Genomic DNA, 25418 nt, shown 5'->3' on the forward strand with positions numbered 1-25418 from the left:
ACTGTCCATCTGTTGTGCACCTCTGGAAAACACCGCTGCATCCACCCCACCCGTGTAGACTCGACGTACACACATCGGAAATCTTTCAGCCATGCCTACGGAAAGCGAAGAGGGCCGCCGGATCGTTGCGTCCCTGGCGCTCCGGGTTGATCACATCGCAGACATCGACCAAGTCGCCGGTGCGATCATTACGTTGCTCCATGACACCAGCGCTGCGCTCGTTCCGGTCATTGGCCCCAAAGGGGTCGCTGCACTCTATCGCCGTAGTCTTAACCTCTGCACCTCTGCGCAGCCACGGCTGGTCGACATTTCTCGGCGCCTCGCAGACCCGCTGGATCTGGAGGATCTCAGATCCATCCTCGTCCAGCAAAATCGAACCGACGTCATTTTCTTTGGCGAAGAATGGTTGAAAGCGCTGTATGCGTTGCTCGCCACGCTGATCGGTAATTCGCTCTGCGCACGTCTGCTTCTGGATGTGTGGGACATCAATTCGAGCGCCCCACCCGCGCAGGAAATCTCGCCATGAGTACCAAAGTGACAATCAACCGTTTGGCTACGGGCGTACCCGGGCTGGACGAAGTGCTGGGCGGAGGCTTGCCGGAGTTTTCCTTCAACCTGATTGCCGGCCCGCCTGGCTGCGGCAAGACCACGCTGGCGCATCAAATGATGTTCGCCCTGGCCACCCCGGAGCGTCCTGCGCTGTTTTTCACCGTACTGGGTGAGCCACCACTGAAAATGCTGCGCTATCAGCAGCAGTTCGACTTTTTCGACAGTGAAACCATCAACAAGTCGGTGCGCTACATCAACCTGGCTGACGACACACTCGCCGGTGATCTGGACGAAGTGTTGCGCCGCATCGTCATCGAAGTCGAAAAATACTCGCCGGGCCTGGTGTTCGTCGATTCGTTCCGCTCGGTGGTGCTGGCGAGCCAGACACAGGTCAATCCGAACAACAATCTGCCGCAGTTCGTGCAACAACTGGGCATGTTGATGACCACCTGGCAGGCCACCACGTTCCTGATCGGCGAATACTTCACCGAAACCGACACCAACCCGATTTTCACCGTGGCCGATGGCTTGATCTGGCTGCGTCAGAGCGTCCAGCGCAACTCGATGGTGCGCAAGATGGAAATCATGAAGATGCGCGGCCAGCCGACTCTGCCGGGGCTGCACACCTTCCGGATTGCCGAATGCGGGATAAAGGTTTTTCCACCCGCAGGCGCAGACGGGGCAGTAATGGCCGATTCAGCGGCCGGCAAGCAGTCTGGACGTCTGAGTATCGGCGTGCCGGGTATTGACGAAATGCTCGGTGGCGGCCTGCCCCGCGGTTATTCATTGCTGGTTGCCGGACCTTCGGGATCAGGCAAAAGCATCCTCGCCTCGATGTTCCTCGCCGAAGGCGCGCGCAACGGTGAAACCGGGGTCATCGCAGTTTTCGAGCAGCGGCCCAATCACCTGCGTAGCGCTGAGCTGGCCGCGTTGATTCAGAGTGGCAAGGTCGGACTGGTCGAAAGCCACGCGCCCGATCTGTCGATCGATGAGATTGTGCAAATGCTGCTGGACGAGATCCGCCGTCTGGGCGCCACCCGCGTGGTCATCGACTCCCTCTCGGGCTTCGAACTGGCGGTGGCACCGACCTTTCGCGACGACTTCCGCGAATCGTTGTCGCGACTGGTCATCGCCTTGACCGGATATGGTGTTACGGTGTTGATGACCTCCGAACTCGAAGATCGGTATACCGATCTGCGGTTCAGCCCTTACGGTACAGCGTTCCTCACCGATGCGATCATCGTGCAGCGCTATATCGAGGTCGACAGCCGCTTGTTACGCATCATGGGTGTGGTCAAGGTTCGTGCCAGTGCGCACTCGGATGAACTGCGTCTGTATCAGATCGACGACAACGGGTTGCAGGTTGGCGAAATGCTCCACGGTCGTGAAGGGTTGTTGGGCGGACGCCCGACTAAAAGCACGTCCTGATGCTCCACGTCTGGGAGACGAATATGACTGAGTGCCTCACATGAGCGAAACCGGTGGCAAGAACGAACGCGAGCTGGCCAACGCCGCCCGCGAGCTCTTGTTGTTGGGCAAAAAAATCATCAACGCCCGGGCGCTGCTGGTAACGCTGGAAAAAGAACTGGTCGACGTCAACAGTGAACTGCGCGACAGCCCGCAAATCGAGCATCTGATCGAGGCCAATCAACAATTGGTCCTGGCGCTGCTCGGGGCGTTGTCGGATCCGGATGCGCCGGCCAACGCGGAGCTGTCCGAGTCCTATCTGGAAACCCTTGAAGCCAACGAGCAACTGGTTCTCGCCGCCCTCAGCGCTCAAGACCTGCAATCGCGGGCCGAGCAGGCGTTGGCGCAGCAAAAAAGCGTTCTGGCGAAAGTCGCCCACGAGCTACGCAATCCACTGACCCCGATCAGCATGATTGCCGAACGCATGGTCAAGATGCCGAGCGTTGAGTTGCCACGCATGCGCGCGCTGATCGAAGGCCAGATTCAGCATATGTCGCGCATGGTCGAAGACTTGTTGGACGTGTCGCGCGCCAGCAGCGGCAAGCTGCGCCTGAATCGTTGCGACGTTGATATGGTGCAAGTCATCAACAGTGCAATCGAGACATGCAGTCCGATGATGAGCGCTAAAAACCTGCAGTTGACCACTCATTTCCCTGATGAAACGCTGATGGTCAACGGTGATGCGGTGCGTCTCGCGCAGATCCTGCACAACCTGCTGACCAACTCGACCAAGTACACGCCGAATGACGGGACGGTCGAGCTATCTGTTGCATCCGAATCCGACTTGGTGGTGATCCGTATTGCCGATAATGGTATTGGCATCGCCGCGCATGCCCTGCCCTTCATTTTCGATCCCTATGTACAGGACGTAAGCGCCATCAGTTTCAACGGGTCGGGCCTGGGGATTGGTCTGACAGTGGTGCGCGAACTGGTCGAAGCCCACGGCGGCACGGTGATTGGTCGCAGTGAAGGCGAAGGCAAAGGCAGCGAATTCACTGTGACGTTGCCTTTGGTGCGTCCTTGAAAGCCGCTTGTCAGGCTTGGCTGAGCAGCTCGCTGATCCATTTGGCCTGTTGCGCCGTCTCCTGCACCTTCTCCTCGGGAACGGCCTGCCGCGCCTGAGCGAAGCTGGTCAGAGTTTGCTGCTTGTGCCGCAAGATGTGTTGCCACTTGCTCAAAAACACCTGGCTGCGCCCGAGCATTTGTAGTGGGCCGAAGTACAGCTCTTCGGGGCTGTACGCCACCGGGCCATCGCGCTCGGCGACGATGATTTCATAGTAAAAACGATTTTCCCGCAGCAGCTCTTCAGTGACGATGCGGTAATCGTGTTGCATCAGCCATTGGCGCAGAGGCTGTTCGCCGCCGTTGGGTTGCAGGATGAGCCGCTCGCGGCCGCTCAGTTGAGCCTTGCCAGCCTCGAGAATGTCGCGAATCGTCTCGCCGCCCATGCCACAGATGCTGATCGCGGTAATTCCGTCGCCGGGTTCGATTGCCGCCAGACCACTGGCCATACGCACCGTAATTCGCTGCTCGAGATCGTTTTCGCGCACGGTGCGTTGCGCCGCGCGAAACGGCGTCAACGCCACCTCCCCCGCAACCGCCGCCGAGATGGCGCCACGGCGCATCAACGCCACCGGCAGATAGCCGTGATCCGAACCGATATCAGCCAGCCGCGCACCCGCCGGCACATGCGCCGCCACGCGTTCCAGGCGCATGGACAATGTGTGTTGATTCAACTGCAGATCCTTTTCACCACGAACGTCCGGCGCTGTGGGCCGGATCGGGGCGCGATTGTGTCGGGCAATGCAGCACATTTCAAATTTATGCGATGAAGGCCGTGGCAGATTGGTCGAACTCTCGCGGATGCCACCAAGCCGTCAGTCGACAACCAGAACAACGGCTGTTTAAATCTATGGCCGCTATTACTCAAGTAAACCTGCCACATGAATGACCTGAACCATCGCATGGCGGCGAGAGCCAACCGAAAAACCCAAGATCTTATCCATGCTCGAAAACTGATCGGGCAGACAGTGACTGCACTGCTACATAATCCTTATTACTTCAACGATCAAATATGCCGGGACGACGCAGGTTCAATTCAGTGGCAGTGCGCTGAGCATTTGACTGTTTCAATGCATACGCTGAGTGATGGCGAGTCTGTAGGTGCAGATTTACTGCCTATCGACACGCCGCCCACCTTTGAGATTGAACCAGGCGCGATCTGTTCCTGGCGAATTGAGTGCCTCCTGACCAGACTTTCAGCAACTCATCTCAAGAACACCGTAATAACCGACGTTCGTGGCATGGTCGACACCAAGCTTGGCCCAAGTAATCACCTCGTAGGTTTCAAAACAGTCTTCAGCACTGAAGATTTCATAATCTTCCTTAATCAGGGTGATCAATCCGTGGTGCTGCTCAACGAGCTACCCGCCGACCTTGAAGGCGTTGTAACTCGCTGGTTGACCACCATCGATTGAATTTTTTACCCGTCAGTGCCCCGCCACCACAGGCTTGCCCGTCGCTCGGCGGCCTGCTTTAAAGCCGTGAACCCGCGCCCGCCAGGCAATCGCAAATCCCACCCCGACCAACACCAGCATCGCCCAAGGAAAAGAGGCGACGCCCCATGTGTCGAGCAACACTCCGCCCATCACGCCGCTGCCAGCAATCGCGCTGTTCCACGCCACCACATTCAACGACAGCGCCACATCCGCCCCATCGCCGGCGGCGTCGGCCAGTGCGGTTTGCAGCAACGTCGCCGCGCCACCGAAGCTCAGCCCCCAAACTGCCACGCCCAGATAAATCACCTCAGGCCCGCGCCCGAAAAGTCCCAGCACGACGCAAACCGCTGCAAATGCCGCAAGGCTCACCAGCACGGTCTTGCGTAACAACGGCTCAACCAGTTTGGCCGTCAGCCAAATCCCCAGCAACGCGGCAATTCCAAACACCAGCAACACCAGATCCACTTGGTCACCCAACCCCGCTGGCACCACGAACGGCGCAATGTAGGTGTAGAGAATGTTGTGCGCCAGCATCCAGCTGATCACTACCGCCAGCACCGGTCGGACACCTGAAGTGGTCAGCACAGTGCGCAGCGACATGCGCTGGTGCGCCGCTTGCGGTGGGTAGTCAGGGACTTTAACCAGCACCCACGCAATCAACACCAGGGTCAGCGCCGACATGATGCCGAAGGTGGTGCGCCAACCCACGAGCCCACCCAGCCAGGTGCCGAGCGGCACGCCCAACGACAACGCAATCGGAGCACCGACCATGGCCAGTGCCAGCGCCTTGCCCTGTTGATGAGGTTCGACCATGCGCCGCGCGTAACCTGCCAGCAGGCTCCAGGCCAACCCGGCCGCAATCCCGGCACAAAAGCGCGCCACCAGCGTCACGCCGTAATGCGATGAGAATGCGGTAATGGAATTGAACAGCAAGAAACCGACAATGGTCAGCAGCAACACATTGCGCCGACGCCAACCACGGGTGGCGATGGTCATCGGGATCACCGCCAGCACTGAACCCAGTGCGTAAGCCGTGACCATCTGGCCGGCCATCGACGGGGAAATCGCCAGGCCTTCGCTAATCAGTGGCAACAGACCTGCGGGCAGGGTTTCGGTGACGATGCAGATGAAGCCAGTCATCGCCAGTGCGAGCAAAGCTCCGATAGGCAAGCGTTCGGGCGCTGCGGATAAAGTCATTGAGGGGGTCACGGGAGATTCCTTGAAAGCGTATCGCGGATTTAAATACTGATCGATACAAATGTTGCGGGCGACACGCCTCGTTGTCAACGATTTATGTATCGACTAGTATTTATCTCTTCCTCAGAGGAGTGTTGAAATGGCACAAATGGGCCGCCCACGTAACTTCGACCGCGACCAGGCCGTAGAACAGGCCTTGCTGTTGTTCTGGCAACACGGCTACGACGCCACTTCGCTCGCGCAGTTGAAAAACGGCATGGGCGGCGGGATTTCCGCACCGAGCTTCTATGCGGCGTTCGGCTCCAAAGAAGCGCTGTTTGATGAGTGCGTACAGCGTTATCTGACGACATTTGCCCAAGTCACCGAATGCCTGTGGGACGAGAACCTGCCGCCCCGCCGCGCCATCGAAACCGCACTGCGGCAGTCGGCGCTGATGCAGTGTGAAGACGGCCACCCGAAAGGCTGCATGGTCACCCTCGGCGTGATGAGCGCACCCAGCCCGGAAAATGCGCGGGTGGTCGCGGCGCTGTCCCACTCTCGCGCCCGCACTCGCGCGGGGATTCTGGCGTGTGTCGAGCGCGGAATCATTGCCGGTGAACTACCGGGAAATACCCACGCGCACGGCATGGCGACGGTGTTTGACAGTTTCTTGCAGGGCATCTCGATACTTGCTCGGGACAACACATCGCACGAGGTCATCGATGCGGCGATCACCCAGATAATGCTGACGTGGGACATTGCGGCCTCCGCCATCTCGACGCGTCGATAACCATCGATCACGCAGCGGTTCTGCCTGGCACTAGCCTGTCGCGATACCCCGCTGTTAGCATCGGCGGCAGCGTCGCTCAGGGGCAGACTCGCCTGACGCGTTGCTCCCGATGAGTTGATCCATTCAAGGAAGATAAAAACAATGAAAAAAGCTTTCGCCTCACTCCTTCTGATTTGCCTGAACACCTCCGCATTCGCAGTCGACAGCCCTATCGGCTTTCAGACCACTACCCTGCCGGACGCACAAAACAATCGTCCGCTGGAAATGGTCGTCTGGTACCCCAGCACAACCACCACTACTCCGGAGTTGATCGCCGACACCATCGTGTTCGTCGGTAACCCTGCTGTGCCCGACGCGCCACCGACTGCGGGCGAACATCCATTGGTGGTGATTTCTCACGGTAACGGCGGTAACTGGATCAACCAGGCGTGGCTGGCCAGCGCGTTGGCCCATAAGGGTTACATTGTGGCGGCGGTCAATCATCCCGGCACCACCAGCAAAGATCGCAGTCCGCAGGCAGCGGCGCAGTTGTGGCAACGGCCCAACGACATCCGCCGGGCTATCGACGCAGTGACGGCGCAACCGGAAAAGTTTGGCGCCGTTGCCAAGCAACGCATTGCCGTCGTCGGCCATTCGCTCGGAGGCTGGACCGCGCTTGAACTCGCCGGCTCGCGTTTCGATCCAGACCTGTTTGCCAAGGATTGCAAGGTTCATACGCAACTGAGCAGTTGCATCAACTACCAAAAATTCAATCCCACCCCTGAGGCGCGTCTGGCCGCTGACTTGAGCGACAAGCGGATCAGCGCCGTCGTCTCGCTGGACCTCGGCCTGTCCCGCGGCTTCACCGATGCGAGCCTTGCGGCCCTGCCGGTGCCCGTGCTGGTGATCGGCGCGGGCGTGCCGTCGGTAGACCTCCCCGTGCAGCTGGAATCCGCCGATCTGGCAAAACGCTTGCCCGCAGCGTCGTCGCGCTACGTCGAGATCGCGGACGCCAGCCACTTCACCTTCATGGCCCGATGCAAACCCGGTGCGGTGGAGTTGATCGAAGAATCGTCGCCCGGCGATGGCATCATTTGCGGCGATGGCGAGGGTGGCCGCGCGCGCGAAGTGATCCAGAAGGAGGTGACTTCGTTGATCACAGGGTTTCTGGCGCACGCACCGCGCGGCTAGATCGGACGTTATTTAAATGGAAGTTATCTGACTTGAACGATCGGACCCGCCGCCCGAAGTTGATCCTTGTTGCTTTAGCGATCTGCACGACCCTTTGGGGCGCTTCGCAATGGTGGGAAAAGGCGTGGGCGAAACCCGCCCATGCCGCCGACATCAGCCCCAATGGCTGCTACCGAGTTCAGCAATTCAGACCTTACTGGGTTTTGCCAAGCTTCTTCCACCCTAAACCCCACCCTGATGAGATGATGGAAACCCACTGGTTTGTCGGGTGGGAATCTCCGGCGTTTTTCCGCTTGTATAACAATCACACCGGCGAATTCATCAGCGAAAGCGGCATCTACGATCTCGTTAACTTCGGCGGCAATCTTTATTGGGGCAGAAGTGTTTCGGTCGGCATGATCGAGGTTGGCTCTAACCTCCCTGATTGCATGGGCGGTAAGTAACGCTCGACGGTAGTGACGCGGCGCTAAAGCTGCTTCACCATCGGAATGCACGCCAGTTGCAGACCTGACGGCGAATGGTAAATCGCCGTTTGCTCACCTTCATAACCGCTACGGCGATAGAAGTCCGCCGCATTCAACGTGGCATCCAGGCTGACTTTTTCGAGGCCCGATTCCCGCGCAACCGACTCAAGGAAATCCAGCATCTGCAGACCGAGGCCGCGCTGCATGAAATCGGGCAATACAAAGATCGCGCCGATCTCCCGATGCTCCAGATCGAGCATCCCGGTTGCCACCGGCTCGCCCTCGATGCAGCCCAGATAGAAGTGCTTTTCCATCAGCGTGCAATATCCGTCCTCGGCCGCGCCTTTGGTCCAGATCAGCATTTGTTCCTCGGTATAGGCGCCGATGCATTGATGCCTGATCGCTCGCAGACGGATGTCGAATGCCACTTGGGCATCGCCGGGGCGGGCGCGTTTGATCTCCATGATTTGAATCTCCTTGTGCTACTGGCCAACCAGCCGGAAAAAGTCGCTAGAGTATCCGCCAAACAGACCGCACCAGCGTACAGAAAGGATTGCAGCGTGAGCTCCACATGGGAATGGCTGGACAGGTTGAAGAACAAGCACACATCCGAGTGCAAATGGGAGGAGCGTCGACGCGCCGAAGCGTTGGAGCTGCTGGCGAACGCCAAGGGCAGCGGATCATGGATAGAGCTCAGCACTCACTACAACGGTTTCGTGCGCGAAGTCGCAGTCAGAGAACTGTGCAACGACGCTTCGCCAGAAACACTCGTGGCGCTGATCGTGCGCCTGAATGATTGGGTGCCGCAGATCCGTGAACTGGCGCGGGCCGGGCTGAACCGTTATCTGACGCCCTTGCACGCTTCGGCGTTGTTGTTCGCGCTGGTGCCGCTCATTGCGCTGGCTGCGCGGCAAAGAGCCGACCACGGCCCGACCCTGCATGCCGCTCGCGCCGTACTGCAATTGCCCGAAACTCGCGCGCAAGTCCATGCCGATTTCCTTACACGACAGGGTAAAGCCGCGCGCTATCTGTTTGCGCTTTTACTGGAGAACGATCCCGACCCGCAAGGCCTCCTGCGCGATGCCTTGGCTCATCGCGAGCTGATCGTTCGCTTGGATGCAGTAGCTGCCTGCCAGCAATTGCCGGCACAGCAAGCCTCACCTTTGTTAGTTGAGGCTTTGGCGCGTCAGGGGGCGAAAGTGCGGGTGTGCGTGCTTCGCGCTCTACTGCCGTTGTTCGAAGACCCGCGACCGCTGTTGCGCAAGGCGTTGCTCGATGCATCGCCCGCGATCCGCAGTCTGGCGCGCTGGTCGGCACCGCGTCACGACCTCGATGCGCTGGCAGCGTTGAATGAACGGTTGGCGCACGATCACCCGACAGGCAAACGCGAGTGGCTAGGCATCCTTGGTCTGGCGGGCGAAATTGACGCCTGCCTCGACCAACGATGGCTGACCGCAGCGCTGCGCTCCAGCTTTCCCACAGTGCGTCAGGCAACGGCGCGGCTGCTTGGCGAGGCGCATCTGCCCGAGTTACTCGGGGCACTTGATGACCCGTGCGACAAGGTGTTCGCCACAGCAATCGCGCGGCTCGACAAGCAGTCCTGGTCTGCAGTGAACGCGTTGGTCGGCGAGAAACTGGATCGCGACTGGCATGAGTTATCGCCACGTCGCCGCCAACAAATACTACATTTGCGGCCCGGTTGGCAGCAGGTGGCGTACCTGTTGCTGCGACTGGAAAAAGAGCCGGTTGTGGAGGATTTCTGGCTCCGCCATCTCAATGCGTGGTGCGATGGTCGCTATGCAGTTCAGGATTCATTTACCCCTAAAACCGAGCGCGAAGCCGTGGTGACAAAACTGCGTGACCTTGCGGCCGTCGGCCTCATATGCAAAGTCAGTGTTACCCGGTTTACCAGATAATTTGCGTAGCCCTTACCCATTCGTCGAGAGCCACACCTCATGGAAGAAATCATCACCTACCGAACCGCCACCGCAGACGACGCACTGACCATGTGCGAGTTGGGTCAATTGCTCAACGCGGTCCACCACGTTGCCCGGCCCGACATTTACGCCGCGCCCACCGAAGATTTTGCGCGTGATCTGCCGCACTGGTCAGGCGTGTTCGAGAAGCCGGGGCACGTTGTATTCATCGCGCATGTCGATCAGCAACCTGCCGCGTTCATCACTGCCAACATAGCGCCAAGCGTCGGCCCGTTGATGCAGCCGATGAATGTGGTGCGCATCGGTTCGGTGTGTGTCGCCGAGCGGTTCTCCGGCAAAGGCATCGGGCGCGGGCTTATTCAGCGTGTCAGGGATTGGGCGGTCAAGCATGACGCGCAGGACTTGAGACTGACGGTCTGGCCGTTCAATGAGCGTGCGGCGCGCATGTATGCGGAGTTCGGGTTTGAGAATCGCGCGGTCGAGATGGGCATGCGCTTGAATCAAAATCCTCCACTGCCGTCAGACAAGTCAATCAATTCAGGGCACTCTGCTGTCGCATAGCAGTCTGCTCATACACCCCCTGGCTGTGCACATTGGAGCGCCGACATGATCATCGTCCACCACCTCAACAACTCACGCTCGCAGCGCATTCTGTGGCTGCTCGAAGAACTCGGTCTGCCCTACGAGATCAAGCGCTATCAGCGCGACCCGAAAACCAATCTCGCGCCGCCGGAACTCAAGGCGATCAATGCGCTGGGAAAATCACCGGTGATTGAGGACGGTGCCAACGTGGTGATCGAATCCGGCGCGATCGTCGACTACCTGATCCGCCGCCATGGCGACGGTCGCCTGCAACCGGATCCGGCCGGTGCCACCTACGACAAATACGTGCAATGGCTGCACTTCGCCGAAGGCTCGGCCATGCTGCCGCTGATGCTAAACCTCTATGTCGGACGCCTCGGGGAAGCCGGCGCGCCGTTGCATCCGCGTATTGAGTCGGAAGTGGCCAATTATCTTGGTTACCTGAACGACGCGCTGGAACACTCGCCGTATCTGTTGGGCGAAGAACTGACCGGCGCAGATATCCAGATGAGCTTTATCGGCGAAATCGCCGGGGCGCAGGGCAAGTTGCAGGCGTACCCGAATCTCGCGGCGTGGGTGAAGCGCTTTCAGGGCAGAGAGGCGTATCGCAAGGCGCTGGAACAAGGTGGGGAGTATGCGTTTGCGAAGTGAGATGCCGTAAAAATGGGGACCGTAAAAATGGGGACAGATTTATTTACGGATAATAAATCTGTCCCCTCTCCGTTTTACCTTCGCTTACTCATAAAACTTGCCAGCGAGCAGAATTTCCGCACAACGCTGCCATACATTTGGTTCCGGAGTACTCGACGGAGTACTCCTGGAGTCAGCGGTCGCCCAGGCAGCTGCTGCATCCAGAAACGCATCGACAGATCCATTCTCCCAACCCAAAACCCCGGGCCCGTACGGAGATGAGGGAGTCGACCGCTCCAGCACACGCTCTCTGGCAAAATCACAACCCAGCGCCTGAACAAACGCGATAAACGATTGCTCATCGTTCACGTTTTTCAACAATTCATCCAAATCTACAGGCATCGCTATCCTCATATCGGGTTGCTGGCGTTGGGATCTGCGGAAACTAACTTCTAAGCTTGCGCATGATTTGATCGACCATCGGCCTCGTGTATTTCTCAGCCGGGTTGGTCTCCGGAGGATCGTAACGGCGAATCCATTCACCTTGATCGAATGCCTGATAAAGGGCGAAAGCCGGCTGAGGCATATCGTCAGTCATCCCCACTTCAACCACAGCACCTATGATCCCGTTCATGACAGCATCGCAAAAATCATAGCTCAGGGCCCTCTGTAGGTAGCCATGCGCAACTGCGACAGACAACTCGTTCAGCAGGTCTGTCGGCGCAATATCGAACTTTTCGCAAGAGACGGCCAGATCACCCAGCGTCAAGCCATCTGCTTCGGCTTCGCGCAAAAGTCGGTTGAGTTCGTGCGTGGGAAATATCCTGGTCATACGCCTCGCAGAGTCTGCTTGGGGTTGAGGTGCATCAGCTCATCGAGCACCAAAATGGCCGCGTTCACTCGTTCAAATCGCTGATCAGATAGCCGCCGACAATTTGCGAAACGCCGGTCAACGCCGTGCGCACCAACTCGGGCTCGGTGCGATAGCGCAGCGGCTCGTAACCGTAGGTGTTGGCGCCGTTGAACGCGGTGATCGGTTCATTGCGTTGCCAGATCAACTCGTCGCCGCGCTTCATCACACCGCTCACCCCGATAGTTGGGTAGACCACACTGCTGAAGCCTTGAGTCAGTGCGAAACCCCAACTGAAAATCGTCAGCTCGATCTGCGCATCAGCCGGCTCGTTCTCGCCGACGATTTTGAAACGGCCGCTGGCGGCGAGTTTTTCCTCGAAACTCTTCTTTACCAGATCGCCGAGATTGATGTCGGCGGTTTCCATGTTGTAAAGGATCGCATCGACCGTCGACATTGACGCCAGATCGCCCGCCTTCATACCCGCGGCAAATCCGGCACCGCCCAACGCCGCCGTGCCAATTTTGCCGGCCTCCGCCGCCAAACCAACACCGGTTCCAACGCCCGCGCCAATGGCTGCGCCCCACGCTTGTTCTCGGCCCATGTAACTCATTTCCTTGGGCTTCCACGCGACCGGCAGAATTTTCACGGTGTGGATCTGTGTGCGGTATTCGGGTTTGAATTTCTGGTTGGCACATCCGGCCAGGAACAGAACGGCGAACATCAGGACAGCGAACTTCTTCATGAAGGACTCACGCATAGAGAAAGGTACGGGCAGGTTGTCGTCACCGGGCTGAAATTCTGTAAAAAACAATCAAGAAGGGACAGATGGGCACGCCAGATCGTGGCAGCTGCTCGCGCGATCCTACTCGGGCAAATACTCCGTAATCGCGCTGTGCAACACATCAAGCGTCCATGGCTTGCGCAGGAACATTGCGTGATCGGGAAGTAAGTCCTCCGGCATCGTACGGTTGCCGGAGGTAATGATCACGGGCAAAGATGGCCACCGTATCCAGATCATTTTCGCCAGCCCTATTCCATCCATACTGCCCGGCATGCAAACGTCGGTTATGACCAACGCCACTGAAGAACAGTCAACCAAAGTGGTGAGCGCGTCATCCGCAGAGGCACAATCCAGCACTCGAAAACCCAGCAGCGAGACAGCCTCCACGATCAGGGAGCGCAATGTTTCGTCATCTTCTACTACCAACACCGTAAGCGACATATCGTAAATCCCAAGACCTTGATACTTAGTGCTGTCGCGGTTGCTGGACGTTTTACGTGGCTGACCAGTGGTCTGAATCGACGCAATCGGTCTGCAATTGCAAGCCTGTCTTGAGCAAAAGAATGAACGACTGCCCCCCTCCTGCTTTCGAAAAATACAGCACGTCTAATCAAGAGGTGCAGGAAGTTCATTTTTACGATGCAAGCAACAGACAGGTATCCGCATGCGGCCGCAGACTTCATTTATTTTCGACCTTGATGGCACATTGACCGACAGCGTTTACCAGAATGTATTCGCCTGGAAAGCGGCGCTGGATTCAGAAGGTATTCCGCTGGCGATGTGGCGTATTCACCGCAAGATCGGCATGAGCGGCGGGCTGATGCTCAAGACGCTGTCGCGGGAAACCGGGCAAGAGATCAGCGCAGAACAGGCGCAAAGGTTGAGCAAAAAGCACGCTGAGGTTTATCAGGATCTGCGCCATCAGATCACCGCCCTGCCCGGTGCGATTGAATTGCTGGGCACGTTGACCGAAGAGAAATTGAAATGGTGCATTGCCACCAGCGGCGGGATCGAAACGGCGAGCATCAACTTGAAGGCGCTAGGGCTTGATCCGCAAGGCGTCAATCTCATCACGCGCGATGATGTCAAGTACGGCAAACCGGATCCCGACCTGTTTCTGGCAGCAGCGCAAAAACTCGATGCGCCGATAGAACAATGCCTGGTGATTGGCGATGCGGTCTGGGACATGCTCGCGGCCAGACGCAGCAAGGCAACCGGCATAGGCTTGCTGTCAGGCGGTTATGACACGGGTGAGCTTGAGCGTGCCGGGGCGCTGCGGGTTTACGAGGATCCGCTGAACCTTTTGCAGCATCTGGATGAGGTTGCATCGCGTCCATAGCCCGTCGCGTACTTTGTATTTTTATCAGGATCACCTACATGCGGCTGTCAGATTTCATCACCGACAACATCGAGCCCATCTTGCAGGACTGGGAAGATTTCGCACGGACCATCGACACGCCTGGCGCACCGTTAGGTACCACCGCGTTGCGTGATCACGCCGAACAGATGCTCCAGGCCATCGTGGTAGATCTGCGCACCAAGCAAACGGCCCAGGAGCAGCTTGCGAAATCCCATGGCAACGCACCTGCCAGCCCGGTCGAAACGCCTGCGGAAACCCACGCTGTCACCCGACTGATGGCAGGCTTCACCATCGATCAGATGGCGTCCGAGTACCGTGCGCTCAGGGCGAGCGTGCTCAGTCAGTGGTCAAAGCAAATGAAGGCTGGCACGCCACTCGACGTGGATGACATGACCCGATTTCACGAAGCAATCGACCAGGCGCTGGCGGAATCCATCGCCAGCTACTCACGCGCGGTCGAAGTGTCACGCAACGTCTTTCTGGGCATTCTCGGGCATGATTTGCGAACGCCGTTGGGCGCCATTTTGCTCGGGGCCGACATGTTGCGACGCTCGGAGGACATCGGACCCAGAGGGACCAAAATCGCATCGCAGATTTACACCAGCGTCAAACGCGCCAGTCAGATTGTCGGCGATCTGCTGGATCTGACGCGATGCCAGATGGGCCCGGGTATTCCGGTGAAAAGAGAGCGGCTGGACCTGGTGCCTTTGTGCGAGCGCATTGTTGATGAGCTTCGGGCATTCCATCCAGGCACGGATATCCTCTTAGAGAAAAGCACTTCCTGTGAGGGCGAGTTTGACGGCGCGCGAATGGAGCAGGTGTTCTCCAACATGATCGGCAACGCCGTGCAGCACGGTGATAACCAGCAACCTGTGATGGTGACACTGGATGCTTCGCAGGACGGTGTGACGTTCTCGGTACACAACAGTGGTCAACCGATTCCGGACGATGTGCTGCCGTTCATTTTCAACCCGATGGGCCGCTTTTCTCAGCACCCGGTTGCCGACCATGGGCCAAGTGAAAGTCTGGGTCTGGGTTTGTTCATCGCGTCGGAGATCGTTACGTCACACGGTGGCGCCGTCGAGGTCATTTCAAAGCAGGGAAGCGGCACCACTTTCGTGGTAACGATGCCGAAGCGTGCGTGAAGCGTTTCACGCGTCCCCCCCGCTCGGTTGGAGCGTGACTAAAACCGCATAGCGATCAAGCGACAAGCGTAGCGAATCTTCCTCATTTCTCGCAGGAAGTTCATAGAGCGTTCGGCCCACAGGATTTTCGAACTGGTAGACGATCCGATCCGAGAGATTCAAATCGATCCGAAGAACTGAACCGTCGCCCATGCGCCAGCGTGCCGATACTGCTTTATCACCCAGCACCAGTGTTTCAATCGCTTTGGCGCCAGGCAGTCGGGGCAAAATCTCACGCTGGCGTAGTTGCAGCAGCTCACGGTACAAGGCCAACCAGTCGGCGGGATTGAGGTCTTGGTCTTTTTGCTTTGATGGTGCATCCAGTGCCGGTATCGAGTTTTCGAATGACGATGTGGCGTTCGGATCAGGGATGCGCTCGCGTGTTTCTTTGTCCGCAAACGCGGCAAAATTTTCAAACTCCCCTCGCCGCCCTTCACACACTTGCTGCGCCAGTTCATCGCGAAAGTCAGTGAAGAACAGAAACGGCTGATCGGCCCCACATTCGTCGCCCATGAAGATCAACGGAATCATCGGCGAGAGCAGCAACAAGACCGTGGCAGCGCGCAAGGCTGGCGTGGGAGCAAGATGTACCAGCCGTTCGCCGAAAGCGCGATTGCCGATCTGATCGTGGTTTTGCAGGAACAGCACAAAAGCACTCGGCGGCAACTGCGCGCTGCATTCACCGCGGGACTGGCCATCGCTGGTCGGCTCGCCCTGGTAAACAAATCCCTCGCTCAGCATCCGGGCCAGTTTTTGCGTGGTGGCTTGCGCGAAGTCGGCGTAATAGGCGTCGGTCTCGCCGGTGAGCAGCACGTGCAGCGTGTTATGCCCGTCGTCATTCCACTGCGCATCGAAACCTTGTTCAAGTCGATGCGCCTCGTTCAGTTCGTTCTCCAGGATCAACCAGACCTGACGCGCTGCGTCGCACTGCTGTCGAACGCGCTGCGAAAATTCCTCGAGAAAAGTCGGATCCTCGATGGCGTGGACGGCGTCCAGCCGCAAGCCATCAAAACGGTAGTCCTGTAGCCACATCAGCGCGCTGTCGATGAAAAAATCGCGCACTTCACGCCGCCGGTAATCGATGGCATCGCCCCACGGCGTCTCCTTATCGCTGCGGAAAAACTTCCTGGCATACGCATTCAGATTATTGCCGTCTGGTCCGAAGTGGTTGTAGACCACGTCCAGCACCACCGCCAAACCCAGCCCGTGCGCGGTGTCGATCAACGACTTGAGTTCGTGTGGAGATCCGTAGGATGCATGCGGCGCGTACGGGAACACGCCGTCATAACCCCAGTTATGAATACCCGGGAACTGCGCGAGCGGCATCAGCTCGATAGCCGTGACGCCCAGATCAGCCAGGCGCGGCAACATCGCCTCCACTGCCGCATAGCCGCCCACCAGGCCAACGTGGAGTTCGTAAAAGATCGCCTCATGCCAGGGCCGACCCTGCCACGCCTGATGCTGCCAGCGAAAGGCGTTTTGATCGAGCACCACGCTGTGCCCATAAATGTCTTCAGCCTGAGCGCGCGAAGCCGGATCAGGCACCTCCAGATGGCCGTCAATTCTGTAATTGTAGAGAGTGCCCGCCGCGCATTCGACTTCGAGCACGAACCAGCCACCCTGTTGTGCTGGCATCGGCCATGAGCGACCGTCGGAGGTCACGACACTGACTGTCTGCGCATCAGGCGCCCACAGCGCGAAACGCGTCAGCCCCGAATCCATGAAGATTGCGCCGTGGCGTGCGCGCAAATCGGTCGGCAGATCCATTCAATCCTCCTTCGACGTGTCTTGCTCGCCCCGCTGGTAATCCGCGCCCGCGACTGCGCGCAAGTAAGCCTGATCGGCGGCCACGCGCAGCTCGCGCCACTCATCCCAGTCAACGATGCACTTGCGATCCATCTCATCTGCCTGACGCAGAAGCTCTTCGTGATAGCTGTCCGGGCAATCCATCCGCAACGCGCAATTTTCAAAAGTGCGATACCAGGAATCCAGCGCATGCAGTCGCCGGAGTTGAACGGGCAGGAGCATGGTTTTGAAATGACTCATGGCAGCGTCGATCCCGATAGGTTTCAGAATGGAGCTTCGGAATTGACGGCCGGTTCAGAACGTCCGACGAGGGGTGATTTTCTTCTTGCCTGCACTGCCCATCAGGGGCCGCACAATGAAAAATATTCGCGCAGATTCATGGGCTTGTAATTGCCCGGAAAAATCTTGGAATTTTTTCTGACGCAGTCACTCCTTGTGTTTATGAGCTAGAGGAGGGTCTCATGAACACTGATATTTTCGTCATTGAATACAAACTCCATGGGGCGCCGAAGTCCTTCGTCATCCGCACAAAATCGATGCGCAATGCGGACGCGTGGCACTGGGCGAGTTGTGATGCGGGGATGGCGCCAATCCCGAAACCCGGGAGGCCGCCACTCAAGGTGGTGTCCAAACCACAAGCGGAGAAATACGGGGTGACCGAAGTGAAATGGCGCGAGACCGAGTCGCTGGAGTGGTCGGAGGTTACGACCTGATCACTCGATTGGCTTTGCAGGTCTCGATACCTGCATTCAGCGAAAAATCAGCGACTGGTGCACCGCGCCTCCCGTGCGTGCACCGTCGCCCACGGCGATTGCCACATTGCCCGCGCCAACGGCCGCATCCCCGCAGGCAAATACGCCGGGGACGGTTGTTTCGCGCATCGCGTCGACCTTGAGGAATTCCCCCGTTGGCCCAGCTTCAAACTCGCAACCCAGTTGCGTCGCCAATGGGCTGCCCATTCGCGTCAGAGGCTGAGTAAACAACCCGGCAAATTTGATTACACGGCCGCTGGCGAGTAACACATCGGCTTGTTCCCCGCCTACCGACAACACAGCTTCGCGCTCTATCACAACGCCACGACCGGCGAGCTTTTCCAACTGTTCGGGATCCGGCTCGAATGCCTGGTTGAGCAACAGCGTTGTTGGCCCCCAGTCGGGCAACATCAGCGCCTGATGAATCGCTACAGGCGACGCGGCCAATACCCCGATCGGCCCGCTGTCGAGTTCATAGCCGTGGCAATACGGACAGTGAAACACGCACTGCCCCCAGCGCTCTGCCAATCCGGGAACCTTGGGCAATTCGTCCACCACGCCGGTGGCCAGGATCAGACGCCGTGCCGCAAACTCGCGCCCGTTTTCGGCCGTTATCACCAATCCATCGCCGCCCGCCTTCGCCTGCATGGCCGACTGCGAAAGCCACTCCACAGTCGGGTAAGCAAGCAACTGAGCGCGTGCCTCATCGGCGATCGCTGCGTGGTCGCGACCGTCCTGCCCGAGAAATCCATGTGAGGCGTGAGCAAAGCGATTGCGTCGCTGCCCCGCATCAATCACCAACACTTTTTGCCGCGCCCGCGCCAGTTGCAAGCCTGCGGAAATGCCGGAATAACTGCCGCCAACGATGATCACGTCGTAAACCATGGGTGTGTCTCCGTGAGTCTTCGACCTGCTCGAAGAATTCTAGACACACCGTAAGTTACGTGACATTGGAGTGTCAATGGTCTCGTAACTTATGCTGTATCGAGCGATACTCGGCGCAAGCAATTCAGAAGATCACCATCCATGAGAAACGACACCCGCCTGTCGCGCATGCTGCACGTACTGATCCACATGGCCCGCCACGAACAACCGGCCACCTCCGACACCATCGCGCAGATGCTCGGCACCAACCCAGTGGTGGTCCGACGCACTATGGCGCTGCTCAAGGAACAGGGTTATGTAAGTTCGGAAAAGGGTCACCGTGGCGGCTGGACACTGGCGAAACCGTTGGCGGACATGACGCTGCTGGATATCCACCAAGCCTTGGGCTCGTCCTCGGTTTTTGCCATTGGTTTGTCAACCGACCATCCAAAATGTCTGGTCGAGCAAGCGGTGAACGCTGCGCTGACAGATGCGTTTGATGCGGCGCAGGCGTTGCTTCTGGAGCGATTGGGGAGTGTCACGCTTGAGCAGTTGGCGGAGGATTTTGAGCGGCGGTATCAGAGTTTGTAAGGGGTGTTGAGGGCAGGATAGGCGCAGGAGATCAATCCGTCCGCTAGCCTGAATTTGTAGAGTATGTGGAATGCACTCGGTGAACAAACGGGATTCGTGGTCAGACATAAAATTCTTCAACATCACTGTATCCATCAATACTGAAGAAATCTAAGCGCACTTAGTAAAAGAACAGCACCGCTGCGAAGATCAGATGACGGTGTCGGCGGGCATATATTGAGGGTTTCTTAAGTCTGAACACTCGGGAAATCGATATCTGCGCCGAACAGTGCCATAGTCGAACAGCTATGACGTCGGCACCTGCCGATAAAGATAATTCTCCAGCATGGCAACAACCTCGACTACAAACTCTGGTTGCTCCAGCAAGTTCGGCCGATCGGCTGTGACGGTATGGATGATCGCGTGTGCTGCGATGCCCATCAGGTAGATTGAGAGATCCGGGTTCGGGACGTTGAGCATGAACGGCCGCAATACTTCCGAGAAGCGCTGCTGCAAATGCTCTTGGTCCTCGTCAAGTTGACGAACAGCACTTGGCAGCTCTTCATGAATTGCCTTGTGAAGTGCAGGCGCAACGCAGTGTTCGGCGACGATCATCTCAACGATCATGGTCAGCGCTTCTCGCAGAGAGCCCTGCTGCGGCAAAACCTCCAATGCCTTGAACAGATCGGTGCGAGTTGCGGCCGCATGGCGTCGCTGCAGTTCGGCGATCACTGCTTCCTTGTTCGGAAAAAATTGGTACAGCGAACCGATATTGACGCCCGCGCGCTCCGCGATGGCGTTGGTCGTAAGCCCTCTCCAGCCGGCTCGGGTCAAAATGTAAGTTGCCGCTTGAATAATCGCTTCGACAGTCGCACGAGAACGCGCCTGGCCCGGGATTTTTCTGGGTTTGATGGCCGGTCGGCTTGTGCTCACGAAGGGCTCCAGAACATGAGTTTTTTGAATCTAAGCTTTAACTTACGATTTGGCCTGTGAAAACACAATGTTGATCACGAACCGAGCCCCCATGAACCATGAATACTCAAGACCCCGTGCGTCCTTGGGACGGCTTTCAGGCTGCAAACCGTTTTCGCAGAGCCATTCGCAAATTCAACTCGACCCCCATCGCAGAAGGTGAAATTCATGCATTGCTGACGGAGGCGGCATACGCACCTTCGAGCGGGAACATGCAGCCTTACGAGTTTCACTGGGTTCGAGATCCTGCATTGAAAACCAGCCTGGCGATCGCCTGCAACGGTCAGAAGGCAGCTGCATCGGCCGCGGAATTTATCGTGATCGTGGCCAGCCCTGCGCTGGGGCTACGCACAGCCAAAGCGCAACTCGCGCATGTGGAAGACTCGTCGGCGTTGGGAATGGACTCGAAGGCCTACTACCGCAAGCAGGTCGGGATGTTTCAGAAAATCCTGGGTATTGGGTCATCTGTATTGTGGTCCCCGCTTGTTGCACTTGCGGCCCTGTTTCAGCCGACACTTTCACTGCTGCCAATCGGCAATCTCGGAGGACGTCAGTGGGCAGCGCGTAATGCGATCTTCGCGGCTCAGACGATCATGTTGGGCGCAGCAGCGAAAGGCATCGACTCTTGTCCGATGGAGGGGTTTTCGGCCAGGAAAGTCGCCAGACTTCTGGGCCTCCAACGGGGCTGCGTTATCCCTTTGGTAATCGCACTAGGTTATCGAGCAGATGACGCGAGGATTGAGGATCGCTGGCGCAAGCCGATCTCGGATATGGTGGTTTTACATTGAGTTCATCGTTCTCGCCAAAAGCGGTCAATGGAGTATTGCCGTGACTCTGATCAGCCGAGAACTCTGCAAACCGGCGATGTCACTCATCGCGGATGGCTGGAATCCTGTGCAAGCGCAAAGGGCGTGAGTTTGATTTCGCCATTTTCTGAAAAAATCTCCAAAACCCAGTCAACAAAGCAGCGCACGCGAACCGACAGGTGCCTTGAGCCTGGATAGACCATATGAACGGGGCGGGGGGAGAACTGCCATTGGGGTAGTACCGGGACAAGCTTCCCGGATCGGACGAATCCGGCAACCGCAAAAGGGGCACCTGGGCAGATACCGCCTCCCGCCATGCATGCCGAAATAGCGACATCGGGTTCATCGAACTGCATACCTTCGCCAGGCTGCACTACGAAGCGTTGAGTCCCCGACTCGAGTTCCCAGACAAACGGGTTGCGCTCCCTACCGCTGAACCAGCTTATTCGCTTGAGTTGCGACAGCGCATTCGGAGTGTCCACACTCCCGACAGAAGCAAGATACTCGGGCGATGCATACAGCCCCATATGAATGTCGCAGAGATGTCGAGCGATCATGCTCGAATCCTTGAGCGCACCTCCCCTGATCGTGCAATCGATGCCGTCCTCCAGCAAGTGACTGATGCGGTCAGAGCTGCTCAACCGCAATTGGATCCTCGGATAACGCATCTGAAAATCATGCAACCTTGGAGCGATCACCCAGCGTGCAATGGAGACCAGAGAGTCAACTCTCAGGCGGCCGATGGGGGTTGCAGCCCCTCCATTCAGAGTCGCCTCCAGCTCATCAATCTGCTGCAGCAAGATTTGGCACTTATCGAAGTAGGCGCTGCCGTCGTCTGTGAGGCTCAAAGCACGGGTCGTACGGTTGAGCAATCGCACGCCAAGATATTTCTCAAGGTCACTGATGCGCTGGGAAACACGTGCTTTGGGAAGATTCAGGGCATCGGCAGCACGCGTGAAGCTGCCGGCGCCTACCACCTTCACGAAGGTGGCCATGGCGGTGAGCTTATCCATCTATTGTTCGCAATTATTGAACCAAGAGTCATTCTGGATCAGATTTTTCTTTTTTGCGCGACCAATTACGATTTCTGCCGTCAACTTCACTCACTTGGAAATCATCATGTCAAAAGCGGTCGTCGTTTATTTTTCCGGATATGGCCATACCAGGCGCGTGGCGGAAGCGGCAGCAGAGGGTGCACAGGCAGCGCTGATCGAGATCGATGGCGAGGGCAACATTCCCGAGACTGCATGGGGTCAACTGGACGGAGCGCAATCGATCATTTTCGGTGCCCCGACATACATGGGTTCGGTGCCTTGGCAATTTAAAAAATTCGCCGATGCCACGTCCAACAAGTGGTTCGTTCGGCAATGGCAGGACAAAGCCTTCGGAGGCTTTACCAACAGCGCAAGCTTGAACGGTGACAAACAAGTTTCCCTGATCTTTCTGCAAACGCTGGCATCGCAGCACGGCGGTATCTGGGTCAGTCTCGGTTTGGCTCCTGCCAATTCATCGGGGTCCACGCGGGCAGACGTGAATAACCTGGGCGGATCGGTCGGCGCGCTGGTGCAGTCGCCATCCGATCAGGATGCCCAAGGCATTCCGCAAGGAGACCTCGAAACCGTAAAGCTCTACGCAGCTCGCGTCGCCAGAATTGGACAGCAACTTCACGCCTGATCGACCAGTCGCGCGCTGCCGCATTCCTGCAGAGATTCATCTCCGAAAGGAACAATGCTGCTGTTTGCTCTTAACGCTCACCTCCTAAATTATCTTCAAGGCACTCAGATGAAACTGTATTACTCCCCTGGCTCTTGCTCACTGGCCGTCCACATCGTGCTACGCGAAGCCAACCTGTCCCATGAACTATCGATGGTCGATCTGTGGAAGCACAAGACTGCATCGGGCGACGATTACTACCGGATCAACCCGAAGGGCACTGTGCCCGCCCTTGAGTTCGAGGGAAATCTTCTGACAGAGGGCCCAGCCATTACACAGTACCTGGCGGACCGCTACGCCCCTGCATTAGTGCCTGCCAATGGCACGCTCGAACGCACACGCTTGCACGAGATGCTGAACTTCCTGTCCTCGGACTTTCACAAGTCTTTCACTCCGCTGTTCTACCTGGCTACCGATGCGGATGCCACTGACGCTCAGCGGCCGGTTATCACCAAGTTGACTTACCTCAACAGCTTGCTGGCCGGTGGTCGCGCCTACATCCTGGGCGACGTGTTCACCGTGGCAGACGCCTACCTCTACGCCCTCACACGCTGGTGTGCCAAATTCAAGATTTCGCTAGACACGTTCTCGGAATTCAGAGGCTACATGGCGCGTGTCGAGGCCCGTCCGGCAGTCAAAGCCGCGCTCCACGCTGAAGGTCTGGAAGAGGATTACGATCGACGCTGAGTTCAGCGAGCAAGCTGACAAGAAAAAAGGGGAGATTTATCTCCCTTACTCTGAACGTCTGGACTGGTGACAGTGGCGATGTGCAAATCGCAACCGAGGCCAAGACCGGTCCGTCGCAAATTGCCCCAGAAGCCATAAGCGTAGTTAGATACCAGCCAATTGCCCAACTGACCAGACTCAACACCCCATGAAAACCGCCATCATCTCCGACACCCACAACCTCCTGCGCCCCGAAGCCCTGGCGGCGATCCAGTCCTGCGAGCTGATCATCCACGCCGGCGACATCGGCAGCGCTGCCATTCTCGCCCAGCTCGAAACGATTGCCCCGGTCCACGCCGTACGCGGCAACAACGATCAATCCGCGCCATGGGCGCAAGACTTGGCCGATGTCCTGACCTTCGACCTCAACGGCTACCAGACCCTGCTCGTCCACGACATTGCCGACGTCCCGGCCAATCTCGATACCGCGATCAAAATCGTCATCACCGGCCACTCCCACAAACCTTTGATCGAGTGGCGCGGTGAGCGGCTCTACATAAATCCGGGTAGTGCCGGCCCGCGTCGTTTCAAGTTACCGGTGACGCTGGCATTGCTCGAAGTAACCGCGCAATCGCTCGAACCGCGCCTGATTTCCCTGCTGGAACCGTCCACCTGAAACCGCTAACGTAGCCGCACATTCACCAAGAACTCACGCATCCATGTCCATCGCCGACAACCTCCTCGCGTTCACCCTCGCCGCCACAGTGCTGACGCTGACGCCCGGCCTCGACACCGCGTTGATCTTGCGCACCGCCACCGTCGAAGGCCGGCAACAAGCCTTTCGCGCCGCGCTGGGCATCAATGCCGGCTGTCTGCTCTGGGGCGCTGCGGTCGCGTTCGGCCTGGGTGCGTTGATCGCCGTTTCCGAGTTGGCCTACAACGTATTGAAGTACTGCGGCGCGGCGTATCTGGCGTGGCTCGGGTTGAACATGCTGCTGCGCCCTCGCCGCTCGTTGGGCGCGGTTGAGGCCAACGGCAAATCGGGTTCGAACTGGTTTTTGAAGGGCATGCTCGGCAACGTGCTCAATCCGAAGATCGGGATTTTCTACGTGTCTTTTCTGCCGCAGTTCATTCCACAGGGCGCGCCGCTCGTGACGTGGACGTTCGGGCTGGTGAGCATTCATGTAGTACTGGGTTTGATCTGGTCCTCGGTGTTGATCGGCGCTACGCAGCCGCTGTCGGGGTTTCTGCGGCGTGAGAAGGTGATCCGCTGGATGGATCGCACCACGGGGCTGATTTTTGTGTTGTTTGCTGCGCGGTTGGCGTTCAGCAAGCGCTGATCTGATCGATTAAATCCGTGCACTCTCGCGCTCAAGGAATAACGCCTGAATGACTGACACTTTCCACTGCAGCTGCCTGTGCGGCGCCGTTAAATACCAGATCAACTCCCGTCCAAAAGCGCTTTCGCACTGCCATTGCAGCCAATGCCGCAAAAGTCACGGTGCCGCGTTCGCCAGCTACGCCAGCGTGTTGCGCGATGACCTGCACCTTGTGCAGGGCGCCGACGACATCAAGTCGTACGCGTCTTCGCCATCAGTCATTCGCCAGTTTTGCGGCAATTGCGGCTCGTCACTCTTCTGGTCCGCAAGCGCAGGTGCACACGCCGACTGGATCTCGATTGCGCTGGGGACATTGGATACTGAGTTTTTCTCTGCCAAACAAAAGCACGTTCAAGTGGCGTCGAAGGCCTCGTGGTATGAGATTCCGTTCCGCACGTGGAGTTGACGAAATGAAGATCTGTTTCCCGACATTCTGGTCGCAAGACTCC

32 protein-coding genes are annotated in these 25418 nt (G+C 57.8%); 20 read left to right on the top strand and 12 right to left on the bottom strand.

Going from position 1 to position 25418, the window contains the following annotated elements; all coding sequences use genetic code 11:
* The first annotated feature begins 91 nt into the window (after nucleotides 1–91).
* Genes ACP7BN_RS01945 through ACP7BN_RS01955 form a run of 3 tightly spaced genes read left to right on the top strand, consistent with a single transcriptional unit; the run spans nucleotide 92 to nucleotide 3040 of the window.
* On the top strand, nucleotides 92–526 hold the full coding sequence (locus tag ACP7BN_RS01945) for a hypothetical protein (RefSeq protein WP_426201157.1): 435 nt from the start codon (nucleotides 92–94) through the stop codon (nucleotides 524–526).
* Entirely contained in the window at nucleotides 523–1977 is a 1455-nt protein-coding gene (locus ACP7BN_RS01950) for an RAD55 family ATPase (protein ID WP_426201159.1), read from the top strand. The genes ACP7BN_RS01945 and ACP7BN_RS01950 overlap by 4 nt, the downstream gene beginning before the upstream one ends.
* A 40-nt stretch (nucleotides 1978–2017) precedes the next feature.
* Nucleotides 2018–3040: a sensor histidine kinase gene (locus tag ACP7BN_RS01955; RefSeq protein ID WP_426201161.1), complete on the top strand. Its 1023-nt coding sequence runs from the start codon at nucleotides 2018–2020 to the stop codon at nucleotides 3038–3040.
* A 10-nt stretch (nucleotides 3041–3050) separates the two neighbouring features.
* On the opposite strand, the gene ACP7BN_RS01960 is transcribed toward ACP7BN_RS01955, so the two are convergent.
* The gene (locus tag ACP7BN_RS01960; protein WP_426201163.1) at nucleotides 3051–3752 is read right to left on the bottom strand and encodes a tRNA (adenine(22)-N(1))-methyltransferase; all 702 of its coding nucleotides are present in this window, start codon (nucleotides 3750–3752) and stop codon (nucleotides 3051–3053) included.
* Nucleotides 3753–3959: 207 nt separating this feature from the next.
* Between ACP7BN_RS01960 and ACP7BN_RS01965 the strand changes: the two genes are divergently transcribed.
* A complete protein-coding gene (locus tag ACP7BN_RS01965) occupies nucleotides 3960–4493 on the top strand; it encodes a hypothetical protein (RefSeq protein WP_426201165.1) in 534 nt (177 codons plus the stop codon).
* A 12-nt stretch (nucleotides 4494–4505) separates the two neighbouring features.
* On the opposite strand, the gene ACP7BN_RS01970 is transcribed toward ACP7BN_RS01965, so the two are convergent.
* Nucleotides 4506–5723, bottom strand: coding sequence for an MFS transporter (locus tag ACP7BN_RS01970; protein ID WP_426201167.1), 1218 nt, complete (start codon nucleotides 5721–5723; stop codon nucleotides 4506–4508).
* Between the two features lie 127 nt (nucleotides 5724–5850).
* Here ACP7BN_RS01970 and ACP7BN_RS01975 point away from each other — a divergent pair, with 127 nt between their 5' ends.
* The 3 genes from ACP7BN_RS01975 to ACP7BN_RS01985 all read left to right on the top strand — a co-directional run bounded on the left by ACP7BN_RS01975 (nucleotide 5851) and on the right by ACP7BN_RS01985 (nucleotide 8093).
* The gene (locus ACP7BN_RS01975) at nucleotides 5851–6480 is read left to right on the top strand and encodes a TetR/AcrR family transcriptional regulator (protein ID WP_420650922.1); all 630 of its coding nucleotides are present in this window, start codon (nucleotides 5851–5853) and stop codon (nucleotides 6478–6480) included.
* 141 nt (nucleotides 6481–6621) lie between these two features.
* Nucleotides 6622–7650, top strand: a complete 1029-nt coding sequence (locus ACP7BN_RS01980) for an alpha/beta hydrolase family protein (RefSeq protein ID WP_426201169.1) — start codon at nucleotides 6622–6624, stop codon at nucleotides 7648–7650.
* A 32-nt stretch (nucleotides 7651–7682) separates the two neighbouring features.
* Complete coding sequence (locus tag ACP7BN_RS01985; protein WP_426201171.1) at nucleotides 7683–8093, top strand: hypothetical protein; 411 nt, start codon at nucleotides 7683–7685, stop codon at nucleotides 8091–8093.
* Nucleotides 8094–8116: 23 nt separating this feature from the next.
* On the opposite strand, the gene ACP7BN_RS01990 is transcribed toward ACP7BN_RS01985, so the two are convergent.
* Nucleotides 8117–8581 carry a GNAT family N-acetyltransferase gene (locus tag ACP7BN_RS01990; protein WP_426201575.1) on the bottom strand — a complete coding sequence of 155 codons (465 nt, stop codon included), beginning with the start codon at nucleotides 8579–8581 and terminating at the stop codon, nucleotides 8117–8119.
* A gap of 93 nt (nucleotides 8582–8674) precedes the next feature.
* Here ACP7BN_RS01990 and ACP7BN_RS01995 point away from each other — a divergent pair, with 93 nt between their 5' ends.
* The 3 genes from ACP7BN_RS01995 to ACP7BN_RS02005 are packed head-to-tail and all read left to right on the top strand — an operon-like array spanning nucleotide 8675 to nucleotide 11284.
* Entirely contained in the window at nucleotides 8675–10030 is a 1356-nt protein-coding gene (locus tag ACP7BN_RS01995; protein ID WP_426201173.1) for a PBS lyase, read from the top strand.
* Nucleotides 10031–10069: 39 nt separating this feature from the next.
* Nucleotides 10070–10612 (top strand): GNAT family N-acetyltransferase, encoded by a 543-nt coding sequence (locus tag ACP7BN_RS02000; RefSeq protein WP_426201175.1) that lies wholly within the window; start codon nucleotides 10070–10072, stop codon nucleotides 10610–10612.
* Nucleotides 10613–10657: 45 nt separating this feature from the next.
* Nucleotides 10658–11284, top strand: a complete 627-nt coding sequence (locus tag ACP7BN_RS02005) for a glutathione S-transferase family protein (protein WP_426201177.1) — start codon at nucleotides 10658–10660, stop codon at nucleotides 11282–11284.
* A gap of 84 nt (nucleotides 11285–11368) precedes the next feature.
* Here ACP7BN_RS02005 and ACP7BN_RS02010 read toward each other — a convergent pair whose 3' ends face one another.
* The 4 genes from ACP7BN_RS02010 to ACP7BN_RS02025 form a co-directional block, all read right to left on the bottom strand.
* Nucleotides 11369–11665, bottom strand: a complete 297-nt coding sequence (locus ACP7BN_RS02010; RefSeq protein ID WP_426201179.1) for a DUF7660 family protein — start codon at nucleotides 11663–11665, stop codon at nucleotides 11369–11371.
* Nucleotides 11666–11708: 43 nt separating this feature from the next.
* The gene (locus tag ACP7BN_RS02015; RefSeq protein ID WP_420651481.1) at nucleotides 11709–12095 is read right to left on the bottom strand and encodes a hypothetical protein; all 387 of its coding nucleotides are present in this window, start codon (nucleotides 12093–12095) and stop codon (nucleotides 11709–11711) included.
* Between the two features lie 64 nt (nucleotides 12096–12159).
* The gene (locus ACP7BN_RS02020) at nucleotides 12160–12858 is read right to left on the bottom strand and encodes a hypothetical protein (protein WP_426201181.1); all 699 of its coding nucleotides are present in this window, start codon (nucleotides 12856–12858) and stop codon (nucleotides 12160–12162) included.
* A gap of 120 nt (nucleotides 12859–12978) precedes the next feature.
* Nucleotides 12979–13338, bottom strand: coding sequence for a response regulator (locus ACP7BN_RS02025; RefSeq protein WP_426201183.1), 360 nt, complete (start codon nucleotides 13336–13338; stop codon nucleotides 12979–12981).
* A 223-nt stretch (nucleotides 13339–13561) separates the two neighbouring features.
* Here ACP7BN_RS02025 and ACP7BN_RS02030 point away from each other — a divergent pair, with 223 nt between their 5' ends.
* Together ACP7BN_RS02030 and ACP7BN_RS02035 are read left to right on the top strand one after the other, a co-directional pair.
* Entirely contained in the window at nucleotides 13562–14236 is a 675-nt protein-coding gene (locus ACP7BN_RS02030; protein WP_426201185.1) for an HAD family hydrolase, read from the top strand.
* Nucleotides 14237–14274: 38 nt separating this feature from the next.
* Complete coding sequence (locus tag ACP7BN_RS02035; protein WP_426201187.1) at nucleotides 14275–15402, top strand: ATP-binding protein; 1128 nt, start codon at nucleotides 14275–14277, stop codon at nucleotides 15400–15402.
* A gap of 6 nt (nucleotides 15403–15408) precedes the next feature.
* Here the strand turns inward: ACP7BN_RS02035 and treZ are convergent, their stop codons facing one another.
* Together treZ and ACP7BN_RS02045 are read right to left on the bottom strand one after the other, a co-directional pair.
* Nucleotides 15409–17208, bottom strand: a complete 1800-nt coding sequence (gene treZ / locus ACP7BN_RS02040; protein WP_426201188.1) for a malto-oligosyltrehalose trehalohydrolase — start codon at nucleotides 17206–17208, stop codon at nucleotides 15409–15411.
* A complete protein-coding gene (locus ACP7BN_RS02045) occupies nucleotides 17209–17487 on the bottom strand; it encodes a hypothetical protein (protein WP_426201189.1) in 279 nt (92 codons plus the stop codon).
* A 221-nt stretch (nucleotides 17488–17708) separates the two neighbouring features.
* Between ACP7BN_RS02045 and ACP7BN_RS02050 the strand changes: the two genes are divergently transcribed.
* Complete coding sequence (locus ACP7BN_RS02050; protein ID WP_426201191.1) at nucleotides 17709–17960, top strand: DUF6555 family protein; 252 nt, start codon at nucleotides 17709–17711, stop codon at nucleotides 17958–17960.
* A 36-nt stretch (nucleotides 17961–17996) separates the two neighbouring features.
* Here ACP7BN_RS02050 and ACP7BN_RS02055 read toward each other — a convergent pair whose 3' ends face one another.
* On the bottom strand, nucleotides 17997–18884 hold the full coding sequence (locus ACP7BN_RS02055) for an NAD(P)/FAD-dependent oxidoreductase (protein WP_426201193.1): 888 nt from the start codon (nucleotides 18882–18884) through the stop codon (nucleotides 17997–17999).
* A 141-nt stretch (nucleotides 18885–19025) separates the two neighbouring features.
* On the opposite strand from ACP7BN_RS02055, the gene ACP7BN_RS02060 reads away from it, so the two are divergent.
* Nucleotides 19026–19454 carry an Rrf2 family transcriptional regulator gene (locus ACP7BN_RS02060; RefSeq protein ID WP_426201195.1) on the top strand — a complete coding sequence of 143 codons (429 nt, stop codon included), beginning with the start codon at nucleotides 19026–19028 and terminating at the stop codon, nucleotides 19452–19454.
* Nucleotides 19455–19739: 285 nt separating this feature from the next.
* On the opposite strand, the gene ACP7BN_RS02065 is transcribed toward ACP7BN_RS02060, so the two are convergent.
* Entirely contained in the window at nucleotides 19740–20366 is a 627-nt protein-coding gene (locus ACP7BN_RS02065) for a TetR/AcrR family transcriptional regulator (protein WP_426201197.1), read from the bottom strand.
* Between the two features lie 98 nt (nucleotides 20367–20464).
* Between ACP7BN_RS02065 and ACP7BN_RS02070 the strand changes: the two genes are divergently transcribed.
* A complete protein-coding gene (locus tag ACP7BN_RS02070; RefSeq protein ID WP_426201199.1) occupies nucleotides 20465–21193 on the top strand; it encodes a nitroreductase family protein in 729 nt (242 codons plus the stop codon).
* Between the two features lie 83 nt (nucleotides 21194–21276).
* Here the strand turns inward: ACP7BN_RS02070 and ACP7BN_RS02075 are convergent, their stop codons facing one another.
* Nucleotides 21277–22224 (bottom strand): LysR family transcriptional regulator, encoded by a 948-nt coding sequence (locus ACP7BN_RS02075; protein ID WP_426201201.1) that lies wholly within the window; start codon nucleotides 22222–22224, stop codon nucleotides 21277–21279.
* Here ACP7BN_RS02075 and ACP7BN_RS02080 point away from each other — a divergent pair.
* The 5 genes from ACP7BN_RS02080 (at nucleotide 22205) to ACP7BN_RS02100 (ending at nucleotide 25375) form a co-directional block, all read left to right on the top strand.
* A complete protein-coding gene (locus tag ACP7BN_RS02080; protein WP_426201203.1) occupies nucleotides 22205–22885 on the top strand; it encodes an NAD(P)H-dependent oxidoreductase in 681 nt (226 codons plus the stop codon). The two genes, ACP7BN_RS02075 and ACP7BN_RS02080, sit on opposite strands and share 20 nt — an antisense overlap.
* Before the next feature lie 108 nt (nucleotides 22886–22993).
* Nucleotides 22994–23611, top strand: a complete 618-nt coding sequence (gene gstA, locus ACP7BN_RS02085) for a glutathione transferase GstA (protein WP_426201204.1) — start codon at nucleotides 22994–22996, stop codon at nucleotides 23609–23611.
* A gap of 187 nt (nucleotides 23612–23798) precedes the next feature.
* On the top strand, nucleotides 23799–24266 hold the full coding sequence (locus tag ACP7BN_RS02090; protein WP_426201206.1) for a metallophosphoesterase family protein: 468 nt from the start codon (nucleotides 23799–23801) through the stop codon (nucleotides 24264–24266).
* 43 nt (nucleotides 24267–24309) lie between these two features.
* On the top strand, nucleotides 24310–24930 hold the full coding sequence (locus tag ACP7BN_RS02095) for a LysE family translocator (protein WP_426201208.1): 621 nt from the start codon (nucleotides 24310–24312) through the stop codon (nucleotides 24928–24930).
* A 49-nt stretch (nucleotides 24931–24979) separates the two neighbouring features.
* Nucleotides 24980–25375, top strand: a complete 396-nt coding sequence (locus ACP7BN_RS02100; protein ID WP_426201210.1) for a GFA family protein — start codon at nucleotides 24980–24982, stop codon at nucleotides 25373–25375.
* The last annotated feature ends 43 nt before the right edge of the window (nucleotides 25376–25418 follow it).

It is taken from the genome of Pseudomonas sp. TWP3-1 (assembly GCF_049896625.1).
Taxonomy (GTDB): domain Bacteria; phylum Pseudomonadota; class Gammaproteobacteria; order Pseudomonadales; family Pseudomonadaceae; genus Aquipseudomonas.